At 41.9% G+C, this 14,520-nt stretch carries 7 protein-coding genes; 2 read left to right on the forward strand and 5 right to left on the reverse strand.

Features of this window, described 5'->3' with window-relative positions:
• The first annotated feature begins 47 nt into the window (after nt 1-47).
• A complete protein-coding gene (hypF, locus tag KSK55_RS09885; protein ID WP_218606787.1) occupies nt 48-2,273 on the forward strand; it encodes a carbamoyltransferase HypF in 2,226 nt (741 codons plus the stop codon).
• On the opposite strand, the gene KSK55_RS16605 is transcribed toward hypF, so the two are convergent.
• The 5 genes from KSK55_RS16605 to KSK55_RS09910 all read right to left on the reverse strand — a co-directional run bounded on the left by KSK55_RS16605 (nt 2,268) and on the right by KSK55_RS09910 (nt 12,758).
• Nucleotides 2,268-3,368 (reverse strand): PKD domain-containing protein, encoded by a 1,101-nt coding sequence (locus KSK55_RS16605; protein WP_218606788.1) that lies wholly within the window; start codon nt 3,366-3,368, stop codon nt 2,268-2,270. The two genes, hypF and KSK55_RS16605, sit on opposite strands and share 6 nt — an antisense overlap.
• A gap of 74 nt (nt 3,369-3,442) precedes the next feature.
• Nucleotides 3,443-4,843 (reverse strand): PEGA domain-containing protein, encoded by a 1,401-nt coding sequence (locus KSK55_RS09895; protein WP_218606789.1) that lies wholly within the window; start codon nt 4,841-4,843, stop codon nt 3,443-3,445.
• Between the two features lie 17 nt (nt 4,844-4,860).
• A complete protein-coding gene (locus KSK55_RS09900; protein ID WP_218606790.1) occupies nt 4,861-9,471 on the reverse strand; it encodes a PKD domain-containing protein in 4,611 nt (1,536 codons plus the stop codon).
• 315 nt (nt 9,472-9,786) lie between these two features.
• Nucleotides 9,787-11,322, reverse strand: a complete 1,536-nt coding sequence (gene lysS / locus KSK55_RS09905; protein WP_218606791.1) for a lysine--tRNA ligase — start codon at nt 11,320-11,322, stop codon at nt 9,787-9,789.
• Nucleotides 11,323-11,450: 128 nt separating this feature from the next.
• Complete coding sequence (locus KSK55_RS09910; protein ID WP_218606792.1) at nt 11,451-12,758, reverse strand: PEGA domain-containing protein; 1,308 nt, start codon at nt 12,756-12,758, stop codon at nt 11,451-11,453.
• Nucleotides 12,759-13,130: 372 nt separating this feature from the next.
• On the opposite strand from KSK55_RS09910, the gene KSK55_RS09915 reads away from it, so the two are divergent.
• Nucleotides 13,131-14,519 carry a S8 family peptidase gene (locus KSK55_RS09915; RefSeq protein WP_218606793.1) on the forward strand — a complete coding sequence of 463 codons (1,389 nt, stop codon included), beginning with the start codon at nt 13,131-13,133 and terminating at the stop codon, nt 14,517-14,519.
• Nucleotide 14,520: the final 1 nt, after the last annotated feature.

The raw sequence follows: 14,520 nt of genomic DNA on the forward strand, positions 1-14,520 counted from the left end.
TATTATAATAACGTTGGATAAAAAATTAAAGGTTTGTTGTAATAAAAATGCCAAAACAGGGCTATATAATAATACGGGGAATTGTTCAGGGCGTAGGATTTCGACCATTTGTATATGCCCGGGCGATTGCGCATAGCATTCATGGATCAGTCTGGAACACCGGATCAGAGGTCCGCATAAATGCATGGGGGGATAAGTTTGACGATTTCATAGAAGACTTGAAACGAGGAACCCCCCTTTCCATTATCGATTCAATAGAAATTCATCCATTGTCTGGATCACCCCCAGACTCATTTTCTATTCTAAAGTCGCATGACGGCATACGAACAGGTCTCATTCCACCGGATATTGCCACCTGCCCGGAGTGTGTGCATGATATCTTTACTCAAGGAGGGAGATATGAAGGATATTTTGCAACATCATGTGTAAATTGCGGACCAAGATATTCCATCATCAAAACTCTTCCATATGACCGGGAAAGAACAGCAATGGATATTTTTCCACCCTGTCTGGAATGCTCAGATGAATACAGTGATCCCTCCTGTAGACGACATCATGCACAGACAATCGCCTGCGAATTATGTGGACCGGTTCTTATGCTACATACAGGTGATCGTCAGGTAATCAATGTAAGTAATCCAATCCAAAGGACTGCAGAACTCCTTGAACAGGGTAATATTGTTGCTATCAGGGGAATTGGGGGATTCCATATCGCCTGTATTGGAGAGAGCTCAAAAGAGTTAAAAAACCGGCTCGGAAGAACAGAACAACCCTTTGCCATAATGGCCCGGAAAGAGTGGATAAAAAAGGAAACGATGATCTCACATGAAGAGGAAGAAATGCTTCAAAGTGAGATCTCACCAATAGTTATCCTTGATAAAAAAAACTCACGAGCGCATGACCATATCAGCAGCCTCCATACCCTTGGCTGCATGGTTCCCTATACCGGTCTTCACCATCTTTTATTCAGCCATCTAAAGGCTCCATATCTCATCATGACCAGTGCCAATGCACCAGGTTACCCCATGATAACTACTCTGAATGATGCATTCGTAAAGTTAACCGGTATTGTTGATTATTACCTGACTCACACCCGCGATATTGTTAACCGGTGTGATGATTCAGTAATCAGAAATGGATACATTATACGATTGTCACGTGGATTTGCACCCAAAAGAACTAAGATTTTTCTTGGGGAAAAAGCAATACTCGGGACTGGTCCTGAACTTAATTCAACGGTGACTCTGTATACACATGGGTTTTGTATTACTTCTCCTCATATTGGAAATGTCAGAAATCCTGGAACATATGGATATTTGAAAGAGACCATTGCATGTCTTCGGGATCTTATGCAACCTGATATTTCCATAATAGCACATGATCTGCATCCTCAGTTCCTCTCAACCAGGTATGCAAAAGAACTTAGTGAGGTAACTGATGCTGTTTTAATTCCTGTTCAACATCATCAGGCACATATTGCAGCAACCTGTCAGGAAGAATGTATCGGAATAGCGATTGATGGTGTTGGGTATGGATCAGACGGAACTATCTGGGGCGGCGAGATCTTTGAAGGAGCTGCCCCAGAATACAATCGTGTCGGACATTTAATGCCGGTACTTATGCCTGGAGGGGATCTTGCGACAACCTGGCCGGAGAGGATGCTATATGGTATTCTCCCGGATGAAAAAACCAAAGAATTGTTGTTAACACGAACATGGACTGAGCAGGATCTCTCAATTCTTGAAAAACAAGTCTCAAGAAGGTTTAATACAGCAATTACAACCAGCACCGGAAGAGTCCTCGATGCAGCAGCTGCTCTTCTTGGTATCTGTAGAAAAAAGACATATGACGGAGAACCTGCAATGAAACTAGAATCTGCTGCTTTTGGATCTTCTCCTGATACATGGGAAATTCCGTTAACCAGAATCGGTGAAGCTCAGGTACTTGACACACAGAGCCTTCTGAAAAAAGCAAGGGACTTATATTTACAAAATCCGTTTGATACCAGTGCAATAAAGCAGATTGCAGCATCTTTCCAATATAATCTAGCCAGAGGAATCGCAACCATCGCTTGTAATGCCGGGGCAGGTGCAGGAATTAATACCATTGCACTGTCTGGAGGAGTTGCTTATAATGAAATGATCCGAAAGACTATTGGGGATGTTGCTCAGCAAAATGGATACACTCTCATAATAAACCATGACATGCCACTGGGTGACGGATGCATATCATTCGGCCAATGTGTTTTTGCAGGGAAAAAAGATAATTTATGAGGTTGCTTTCAGCATAACCTTTGGAATAAGCTTCATCTCATTCGGGCGTATCGTTACAGTTACCGTCTTTTTCTGATACCCCTCTTTCTGGTATGTAAGTGAACGTGAGCCTGCAGGAACGATTAATGTTGCCGGGGTAGTCCCAAGATATACATCACCCATGTACACTTCTGCTCCTGTAGGTTGTGAAGTTACCATGGCAAATCCAGCAGGGCCTGTCGGGTAATCCCCTACAATCCTGATAATTTCAGGTTTGCGTTCAACTGAAGAGTAATTATCACTAATTACTTCAAGAGTGACAGTATACCGCCCGATTCCTCCATACACATGGCTCGGGTTCTGGATAGTTGACATTGTTCCATCACCAAAGTCCCATCTCCATTTTTTCGGACTTCCGGTGGAATGATCAGTGAAGTTCACTGTCAGAGGAGGGGTTCCAGTCATTGGCATTGCGGTGAATGCTGCAACAAGGGTTTCTGTTACTTTGGGTTCAGGAGTTGGTTCTACGGTCGGTGTTTGTGTAGGCTGTGTTGTAGGGATTTCAGTTGGAATAACTGTCGTTGGAACAGCCTCTGGTTCTTTTGTAGGTTCTACGGTAGGTGATATCGTTGGCGACACCGTGGGAGATGTAGATCCAACCTTAATGTGTGGACTATCTACAGTAACCGATATAGGATTACCTGAATCATCTGTGAGTTCAGTTATTTGCACCTGAACATCTGCTTCTCCATCTGTTAGCCCCTTTATTCCTAGAGTAGCAAGGATGATATTTGAGGCTCCGGATTTAATCTGGTCAACCAAATCCACTGCCACAATATTCACTGACGAGCTAGGTAATTTAGATGCCGAATTCATGCTGAAACTAGCCGGAAAATTAACAGAGATTATTTCAGCATTAGATCCAGGATTTATCGAGATTTCAAGCTGGTATCCCGCTATTCCGGATGGGGCCTGATCCAGCATAATATCCATGGTTCCAGATACACCTGACGAAACAAGATTCAAATCAGTTCCAGATATTGTTGCCCCATTCACTGCAGATCCTATGAAAAGGATCAGGCATAGTACAGTGATGATTACAGATTTTTTTGTCATATCATTCACCTGTCCTGACCATCTGACATGATGGTATTACCACATCATAAAAAAAATGGATGGGTTTTCTCTGCTCAGGGATACTGAACATATTCAACCGTCCTGTTCAATGGGAAGTATGGCTCTTCAAAGTGATATGTCTGAATCACTGCAAGACCATTCTTTATCTCAAGGGTATCATTCCAAGGTTCATAACCGGCTTTTTCCAATGTCAGATTGTGTGTGCCCACTGCAAGGTTCATAATCATGATATCGGTTTTTCCAACCATTGTTCCATTAATCCGGACATTAACAAGCTCCGGATATGAGACAATATATGCTGCACCTGTTTGTGGTGGATCTGCAGATAATTTCCCAATTTCTGCCAGATGTGGCATCATCTCAAATCCAGATATAAAGGTTGGAAGGACATTTTCAAGTATCCTTATTGGCGATACAACATCGTAATACCCTTCTTTATGCAACCGGAGCTGATAATCACGTGTTGAGAGATTGGAGAGTTCTACCGGAGTAAGACCCTGATATGCATTATTAAGATAAACCTCTGCTCCGTCAGGAACAGAAAAGATAGTAACATTGTTTTTTGCACCTCTTGTTGGAAGATGCATCGGTTTTACAGATATGAACCCCGCTTTTTGTGTCGAATTCGTGTACACACTGTTAGAAGCGGTGAGAGAAACGGTGTATAAACCGGGGATCCGATAGATGTGCTGTGGGTTTTGTAAAGGTGACGTATTATCACTTGAACCATCTCCAAAGTCCCATAAAAATTTCGTTGGGTAGCCGGTTGAATTATCAGTAAAGAATACTGTCATCGGTGCTGATCCTTCCTGAAGCTGAGCTTTAAAACCTGCAACAACTGTTGGAACTGGTGTAGGGGTTACTGTCGGAGTAATTTCCACAGTAGGTACAGTGTTATCAGTGATCTCCGGGGTTACTACAGGAGTAGGAACCGGAGTAGAAGAGGTTTGAGGAGTTTGAACAGGTAATGGGCTGGAATTCTTACTTCCGACCTTGACAGATACCGGTGCAATTTCAACAGCTATCGGACTTCCGGTATCATCGGTAATTTCTGCTATCGCCAAGCTCATAGAGGTGGTTCCTTCAGATAGCCCCTCAATACTCAGCTTACAGATTTCAGTTTTTCCAGCACCTGCTTCGACTTTCATGTTAAGATCAACCGCAGATACCAGAACCTTTTCCCCGGGAGTCCCCTCAATAACTTTAATTGGAGCCCATTCAGGCATTGTTACTGCTGAAACACGGGCAATCCCTGTTGGTTCAAAGGAGGTGTTGAATTTATATCCTGATATTCCAGCAGGGGCCGTATCAATAGTGATGGGGAGATCTACTTTCTGTCCAACTGTACTGATATGGATATCCTCAAGGGAGATCTTCACAGCACTTCCTGCTCCACACATGAACAGGAGAACCATACACATGGTCAGGAAACTTGTAATGATTGATTTTTTCATAAGATCACCAATAATGATTACCAGATTAGGTTGTAGTATTTGACAATATCATCAGGATCAATTACACCATTTCGATTATAGTCAAACGGTGCAGGAGTTAATCCATCTAAATGCCCATGAGCATAGGCATTAAAGAACACTACAACATCCTTTGTGTTCCGTTCACCATTGCCGTCAAAGTCATCGAGCAAACCATCATGAACTAATAACGGCCACAAATCTTTCGGCTGATTCTGATATCCTGGGAGAGCCGGAACTGCTGATGTTGTAATAGTTGCATCAATTCCACTAATTACCATCGATGAAGATTCGTACCATATCTGGGGTTTGTGTTTGTCAGTTTTGTTAAACCTTAAGACATCTGAACCAGGAGATGTTCCAAGTAGACTGATATTTCCTAAAGAAATATCACGTGATCCGGCAGGCCAACTCCAGGTTTTGTTCATACCAGTAATTGTCATAGATCTGAACGAATCAGAACTGGTATAACTTGAATCTGAAACCCAGGTCGGAGGGAGATACCAGTTCTTAATTTTAGCGTGATCTACCGAATCAAGATCAATTCTTAATTTAAATGAATGTAAACCGAAATCTGCTTTTTTGAGAAGTATATTCAATTGCCTGTCATTTTGAGATCCGTTAATGAGGCTTACTGAACTTGGAACAAATACCAGATCACTTGTGTTTGTTGCTGAGTTTATAACGATTTGTTTGGATGTCCAGGCACCTGCATCATATTTATTCCATCCAGTGAGCACAACCGGGAAGGTGCTACTTGAATTGTAAATATGCTTCACAACTGATGAGCCATTTGCAGTCTTCGTATCTCCAAAATTCCATTCCCAATCAATCAAATCATCAGGACTGGTATCAGTGAAAGTAAATTCCTGCCCAACCACTCCCGGAGGGGATGGACTTATACTAAAACTCACTGTTAATGGGTTGTACACCCCAACATGATCTTCATAAACCCGATAGCCATTTTTATACGTCGTGTTCGAAATTGCTACCATCGGAGAATAATCTCTGACTGTTGTATAGTTATGTGAGATATATGTCCAGAGATTATTTTTTGATCCAGCAGGACGTGTTTTTGTTGATTTAGTTCCATCACCAAAATCCCACTCAATGCTGTCTATCAAGGTTCCATCTCCAGTATCTGCGAGAAATGTCACATTCAGCTTGGGTGTTCCATTTACTGGGTTTTGAGAGTTTGGATATGTATTATTTCCGAAAAGACAAATCGGAGTCATATTACCATTAACGGCAATATATTTTTTACTTGAAGTATGTTCATTCCCACAAGGAGATGTAACAGTAAGATATGCTGGATAGAGTCCAGGCTTCTCATAGATGTGATAAGGATTCGATTCGTGGCTATTTGGTGTATTATCTCCAAATACCCATGTATATGCACCTACGGTACCTTTTGACATATCTGTAAAGTTTACTCGGAGTGGGGCGATGCCGGTTTGTTTATCAGCAGAAAAGCCTGCAGTAACATTTCCACTGATAACAACATACCCTGGCTTTTGAACGGTGCTGGATCCGGCGATATTCGATACGGTCATTGTGATAGTATAGACCCCTGCTCGATTGAATCTATGAGTGACATCTGCTTGAGTTGCATTATCTGTATTATCTCCAAAATTCCACTGCCATGCTGTTGGTACTCCACACGTTACATCAGATGTTGAGAGATCTTCAAAAGACACATCTTGCGGTGCACAGAAAGCCAATCCATCCCGCTGTGTTGTATTCTGGAAATCTCCACATGGAGGCGCCAGGACACGGATTTGCTTCGAACCATGCTGTATGTAAGAATCACAACATGTCCCAGTGGTTGCCGTAAGATTTACAGTATACGTTCCTTGTTCGTAGAATGTATGCCTGATCGCTCGGGAAGAACTCGTCTGGTTTTCTGTTCCATCATCAAACTCCCATTTGTACTGGGTAGCAGTAAAATTATCAGATATGGCATTAAAAGTGATTTCCCGGTTAATTGGAACATCAATAATCCCATTCGGATTCGTTTTGTTACTATATCCGACAAGAGTAAAATTATCACTCATGGAGGGCTGACAAACAGTGATTCTTTTTGGATCACTCACCATCATGTCGGTGTATGTGTAAATCGTTAATGTGGCATCATACTGCCCCGGACTCGTATAATTATGTTTGAGATTATAGGCTGGTTGAGTCCCGGCATCATGAGAGGACTGATCACCAAAATGCCAAATTCTATTCACAACATTTCCTGAGCCGATTGTTGTATCATTAAAAGTAACCGTGAGATTCTTAGTACTTGGATCAACAGGTCCACATAATGTGGATACATTAAACGATGGGCGTATTGAGGGTTGGCCAAACTTCATTACAAAAGCATCAAAACTGCCCTGATAGTTACCAGTGAAATTTCCTCCAATATATCTTCCTCCCTGGATGGTCTGATTAATCCATTTGTAGACAGGAAATGCGTCGTTTTCACAGTCATCACCACAAATGAGATTGTTTATTGTCGGAGAACTGGTATAACCAGTCACAAAACTCGTGTTTCCATTTGGTTCAATCGCTACTCCTCTCCCAACCTCATCGCGATATCCACCAAAGAGGGTAGAAAATTCTGCAGATCTTCCATCCTCTTTTATTATTGTAAGAAATCCATCCTGACCACCAGATGCATATTTAATCGGATTGACAAGGCTATCCCGGGGAATGCTGGTAGAACGGCTATATCCAGTAACAAAGGCTCGCCTCTTGTCATCTACCTTTATGTCATATCCCCAGTCATCCATGCTGCCACCTAGATAGGTAGAGTAAATCAGGCCCCTTCCATCAGTGCTGAATTTTGTAACATATGCATCCTTTTCAAATGCATCATATTGCCATCCCTTCACCGTCTGTAAGGCCATATTGGTAACCGGAAAATCTGTGGAAGCTGTTGCTCCGGTAACATATGCACTTTCTGAAGAATCCACCGTAACTGCTTCACCATAATCATAACCGGTAGATCCTCCCAGATATGTGGCATAGACCGGTTGCACTCCAGCCTGGAAATTCAATTTGAAAAGGAAAGCATCCTGCCCACCCTTTATTGATTTCTGGTATCCAGGAGTTGTAGCTGGAATTAGATTTGTGGAACTGGTTGTTCCGACTATATACGCCATCCCCTTACCGTCAACGGTTATCCCATTGCCATAATCCTGTCCAGAACCAGATATATATGTAGAATATTCAAGTCTTTTTCCGTCTGGACTTATTTTTACTGCAAATGCATCACCCATGACAGCATCAGGATTTGGTGCAGTTTGATACGCAGAGGGAGTTGTGGGGAATACCTGTTCCAACTTTTTATAAGGACTGTTTCCGACCGTCTGACCTGTCAGATATACAGCATTCAAACTGTCAAGAGCAATATCATTCGCCTGATCAGCAAAGTTACCTCCAATATAATCAGACCACCATATATTCGCTCCATCTGCTCGAATTTTTATGACAAAAGCATCGTTGGATCCATGAAGCTGGTTCCCGTAGGAGAAAGGAAATACAATGGGGAAATCCTCTGAAAATGTATCTCCAGTTACATACATATTTTTAAGAGAGTCAACTTCTATCCCCCTTCCAAAATCAGCTTTTGTACCACCCAGATAGGTAGAAAATGCAATAGTTGCATTTCCGGTAGCAGAATCAACTGAAATTTTCGTTACAAAAATATCCCGGCTATTATGACAGTATGAACCATTGAATTTCTTAGGAGAAGTAGTTATGAGAGGTTTATATACTGGAAAATTACAGGACGATGTGTACCCTGTCACGTATACATCACCATCAGAGTCCCTGGCAATATCCATACCGTAATCTTCGAGAGAACCTCCTAGTAAGGTTGAATATTCAAGATATGGATCTATGACAAGAGGATATGCAGGATCATAATCTCCTAAAGCGTACCCCACCTCACCATTTTCAAATAATTGGTATGATGATTCTACCTGAACAGTGGTTCCATTTATCTTCTGATAAGAGTACGGTGCCCGCTCAGTCAGATTACCAAAAGATGTAGACACCTGGAGTGAACCATCATCAGTAATTGATAGGCCATCAGATCCCTGGTACACCAACTTGATGATTGAGGGATCCACCTCTTTATTTACAATGAATTCTCGTTTAAGAACACCTTGTTTTCCAGAATATGTAAGATTAATTCCTGGAAGGATGTTCACATACCGGATTCCTCCATACCAGGGAACGTATTTCTGCCAATCGGTCTCATTTTGACCGATAAGAAAGTTTGCATACCCCTCAAGCTGATCAAATGCTTCAACAGAAACATTACTGTCCGTTCCGGCAACGGTAACGATTATCGGAGAGGAGACTGCTTGATCACATTCTTCACAATCTTCTATCGGTCCATTCACCAAAAGAGAATCATGGGTAAAATCAAAAGAAAATTCAGCAGATTTTACCTGGTAGAGAATATCCTCATGTGCCTGCCCGGCATTTATTATAAACTGCACAGGATGAGCAGAAATATCAGGATTTACCCCGTCCTGAGTATCTGCCATCCCTGGATAACAACAGAGTATACATAAGAGCGCAGCAAGCACTCCTTTAGTAATATTCCGGTTCATCTCATCCTAACCCCCTAGTCTTGTATTGACCCCATGGTAAAAATCCTGCATTTTTTCCCGATTTATAATTATCAAGAGATATCATCTCTAAATAATTTCATCAAACAATGCAGGGTTAGTTCTCCCGCAAGACACCTGTTTTATGCCATGTACAATATGACAAGGATGTTTTTTATTGACGTATAATATTTTCTAAAAAATATTAGATAAAAACATAGATATTGAAAAAAAAATGTCAGGAACCATCTTATATCTAAAACAAAAATCTCATTAATTTTGAAATATTTTGGCAAATAAAAGGATTAGGATAAAAATTTATTGAGTCTCATCAGATAAATTAGATGATTTATCATCTTCTTCATCAGATGTGATGACTTCCCGTTTCATGGATGGGAAAAGAATGACTTCCTTAATTGAGGTATTTCCGGTTATGAGCATAACTAACCGATCAATTCCAATTCCTACTCCACCTGTTGGTGGCATCCCATACCCAAGTGCATTTACAAAGTCATAATCATGCATCTGTGCTTCTTCATCACCAAGGCGCCTTTTCTCTTCCTGGGCCTCAAATCTCTGAACCTGATCAAGAGGATCATTCAATTCAGAGAATCCATTTGCAAGTTCCATTCCGGCGATAAACAATTCAAACCGCTCAACAAATCCTTCTTTTTCCCTATGACATTTGGCAAGTGGTGAATTTTCAACAGGAAAATCGGTAATGAAGGTCGGTTGGATAAGTTTTTCTTCAACAAGAGACTCAAAGAAGAGAACAAGCATCTCTCTTTGTGAATGGACATCTTCGACGCCCTCAACACCTTTCTCATTCCCTATTTTTTTGAGAACATCTACGTCATGAGCAAATATATCAACTCCGCCAATTGTCCTGACGGCATCTTCCATACTCATAACTCTCCACGGAGCAGCATATGAGATAGAATTATCCTCAAAAATTACTTCAGAACCACCCGTGATATCCTTGACAATAGTGCTGATGACTGACTCTGTCAGTTTCATCATATCTGAGTAATCAGCATATGCCTGGTATATTTCAACCATTGAAAATTCAGGGTTATGACTGGTATCAATGTCCTCATTCCGGAAATTCTTTGCAACCTCAAATACCTTCTCAAAGCCACCAACGACCAGTCTTTTTAAATATAATTCAGGGGCAATACGAAGGTAGAGTTTTTGTCCAAGGAAATTATGGAAAGTGGTGAACGGGCGAGCATTTGCCCCACCATAGAGTGGCTGCAAAGTAGGTGTTTCAAACTCAAGAAATCCATTTCCGGTAAGGTAATTCCGTAAGAGAGAAATGATCCTGCTTCTGGTTCTGAATGTTTCACGACTCTCTTCATTCACTATGAGATCCAGATATCGCTGCCTGTACCTCTTTTCAAGATTGGTAAGGCCATGGAATTTTTCAGGCAGGGAGCAGAGTGTTTTTGTGAGTAAGATCAGATCATCAACAAAAATGGATATTTCTCCTACTTTCGTCTTAAAAATCCTCCCAGTGACTCCAATTATATCACCTCTTTCTATACAGGCCTTAAATGTCTGAAATTTTCCTTCCGGAAGGGCATCCTTGCGAATATATAATTGAATTCTTCCGGTTTCATCGCGAAGATCTGCAAAAAAGGTCTTCCCATGATCCCGTACCCCATATAGTCTTCCTGCTGTTGTAACCACTTCTACCGAGGGGTCATGACCTGCCTCACAAAATTCTGACCGCACACCTACTATATTGTGGGAACGTCTAAACTCATGAGGATACAACGGGATACCCGCCTCTATGAGCTGGTTACGTTTTGCAAGTCTCTGATCATCAAACTGAATAGATGGATTGTCCTGCATGAGAAAATCTCCGATATTTCAGACAGGATACTGAGGTACCATACACTGGTCAATCCTGCCGTCTATAATCTAAGCTCTCTACATATTGCCCGGCACGGTATATATCTGCACGGAAAGAAAGGAGAGGATCAATCCTCTTCGATTTTTCTAGAAAAGATAAGAAGAGCAGCGACCAGGACCATAATGATAACAGGAACAGCCGTGGCAGGAGTTTCTTCAGGTTTTTCAGCCAGTGGATTCAATATAGTATTTATCTGAAGAACCTGTCCGGGGATAAGCTCCACTTCTGATGAATATTCCTGATAACCGGCTAGAATGAACCGATATGTGTGTTTACCTGAGCAGACAGAATCAACTGTGGCAGGAGTTACCCCGACAAATTTTCCATCTACATATATATCGGCTCCAGCAGGTTCTGTGTTCAGGATGAGTTTTCCACAGTCCTGAGGCATCGGACTTGGGTTAAGCTGGGCAGATACCGGAGTTACCTCACCGGCTCTCACCTCCACTGTTGTAGAGAAATCCTCATAATTACGGGTACTTATATAGACAGTATGGGAACCTGGAGGGATACCTGTTAATTCGAGTGGACGACCCATTTCAGTAGTACCCCTGAACTGATCATTCAGAAATACTGATGCTCCAGGTGGATCAGAGGTAATAACCAATGCACCTCCGGATATTTTTGTAACCGGATTGAGTTTCTTATCAATGATGGTCACCTGCCGGTTCGCAACAACCGCCCATTCCTCGTAATCATCATATCCGGCCCGGGTTATTAAAACTCTACGTTTTCCTGGAGGAACATTCCCAATGACCGTGTTTGTTGTACCTGAATATACTCCATCGACATAGACCGATGCTCCACCTGGAACCGTGCTGATCTGAAGTGACCCAGCTCCAGATCGCACAGTCATGTTCGCGTGAAGTCTTGTTACCTGCCCAGGAATAACATCCATATTAACAACATAAGGCTCAAAACCAGAGAGGAAAAGTGAAACCAGATGGGTGCCAGTGGTAATGTCACGATATGTCCAGGGAGTCATCTGTCCCATACCATTATCGATCGTGACTAAAGCTCCGGAGGGAGAGGATGTCACCTCAAGAGTACCAAATGGAGAAACTGGAATGAGGGCTGCTTTAATAGGAACAACCTGTCCGGCTGCAGGTGTCCCGGCGATGGTCTGCTCCCATATCTCATATCCCTGCATCATGATCCGGATTTGCGTTCCATCACTTTGATTTCGTGCTGGTATCAGGACCGGAGTTTCACCCATGAATTGAGAGCCGATAAAAACATCTCCACCTTCAGGCACAGATGTTACTTCAAAGTATCCTGTTTTTTCATCTGCAATACCCGGACTACAGACACACCACAGACCTGCTGTCAGGAAAAGGATGAGTATTCCAAAAAACCGTACTGATGGATGCTCCATATTAAACATTTATGTATTTTTTTCAACGAGATTATAGTGCATTCCATTTTTATCATATCTCAATGGCGCTTAAAACCTCATCATAAATACAATCAGATAATTCATAAGTCAGATTTTTAATTTTTACAGCATATTCTTTAATGTTGACATTGTATTTGTCGAATCAATAAAACTCAGCCTGATTGAGCAATTGCCATCAGGCGCAGGATGATATGGATATAATCCAGTAATATTTCTTCACTATCTCAATCATATCTGGCAATCAATTTGATAGGATAAAACAGAGCATGTTTTTATTTCCTCTGTACATAGTATGATTCAGGCCAGACAATCAGATAGACCTGTCTGTGTTCTGTGTGGGGGATGTGTAAAATGAAAAGCAGAAAGATCCTGGTACTCATATGTGCCATTTTTCTCTTATCCATGAGCACATGCGCTTTTCAAAACATCCATGCATCCCAGACATTCACGAATGATGACCGGACAATTGCGTCATGTGTCGGGACTCTGCAGACTGAAGGGGATCTTCTTGTTCGAAGCAATGGCATCCGTGAAGTTTTTGGTGCATCTGGAAAAGGAGTGAAAGTAGGAGTGATCGGAAACGGGGCAGAGTCACTTCAATTATCACAAACACTTGGAGAGCTCGGACCTGTTACGGTATATGATGCAGGAACAGGTGATGAGGGTACAGCGATGCTTGAGATTATCCATGATATCGCCCCCGATGCAGAGTTATATTTCCATGCATATGGAGGAAATTCTGAATATTTTAAACAAGCAGTGTCTACTTTGGCTAATGCGGGATGTAACATAATATGTGATGATCTCTACTTTTTCCGTCAACCATTTTTAGAAGATGGTGACGTGGCTGATCATATCAGAGATGTGCTCAAAACATACCCTAATCTGATTTATGTAACCGTATCAGGAAATTTCGCTTCACTTCATTATCAGAAACCATGGAAAAGTGGAATTAGTATCGGACCGGATCAAACGCTTCATGATTTTGGCGAAGGGAACTCTGCAGTTCAACTGACTCTGGTTCCGCGAGATGAAGTAATTGTTACCCTGCAATGGGATGATCCATGGGGAGGGGCAGTGCATGACTATGACCTCTTTCTTACTGATCCATCCCGAGGTGAAGTTGTTGCTACAAGTATGAATATCCAGAATGATACTGCAGAACCTTTTGAACATCTTGTATTCCGTAATGATGGAACTGAATCCAGGCGGGTATCATTATCAATTGTGAGAAATGGAGAAAATGAGACTCCAAATATTCTTGAAATGTTCATCAGGAATATTGATGCACGTCAGGTTGACTCAGATGTCATGAAAGATCCGGCTGATTCTATTTTTGGTCATGCTGCACTGGAGGATGTAATAACGGTCGGATCAGTTGGAATTTCAACTCCATACGCAATTTCTCCGGACTCATCACAAGGGCCGGTTACCATCCAAATACCAGAGGCATCCCGAAGATGGAAACCAGATATCTGTGCACCAACAAATGTCCAGGTGAGTGGAGCAGGAAGTTTTCCAGTTCCATTTCCTGGAACGAGTGCAGCTGCACCTCATGTTGCAGGTGTCATTGCCCAGCTTATAGGTTCTTTTCCAAATTTCTCAAGAGAAGAAGTCATTCAGGCTCTCTATACCAATGCGTTCGACTTGGGAGATCCAGGATGGGATCCTGCATATGGGTATGGACTCATTGATGCAGTAAAATCATTTCAGGCGCTATTAGAAGCAAATCAGGAATAAA

The organism is Methanospirillum hungatei (assembly GCF_019263745.1).
GTDB lineage: Archaea > Halobacteriota > Methanomicrobia > Methanomicrobiales > Methanospirillaceae > Methanospirillum > Methanospirillum purgamenti.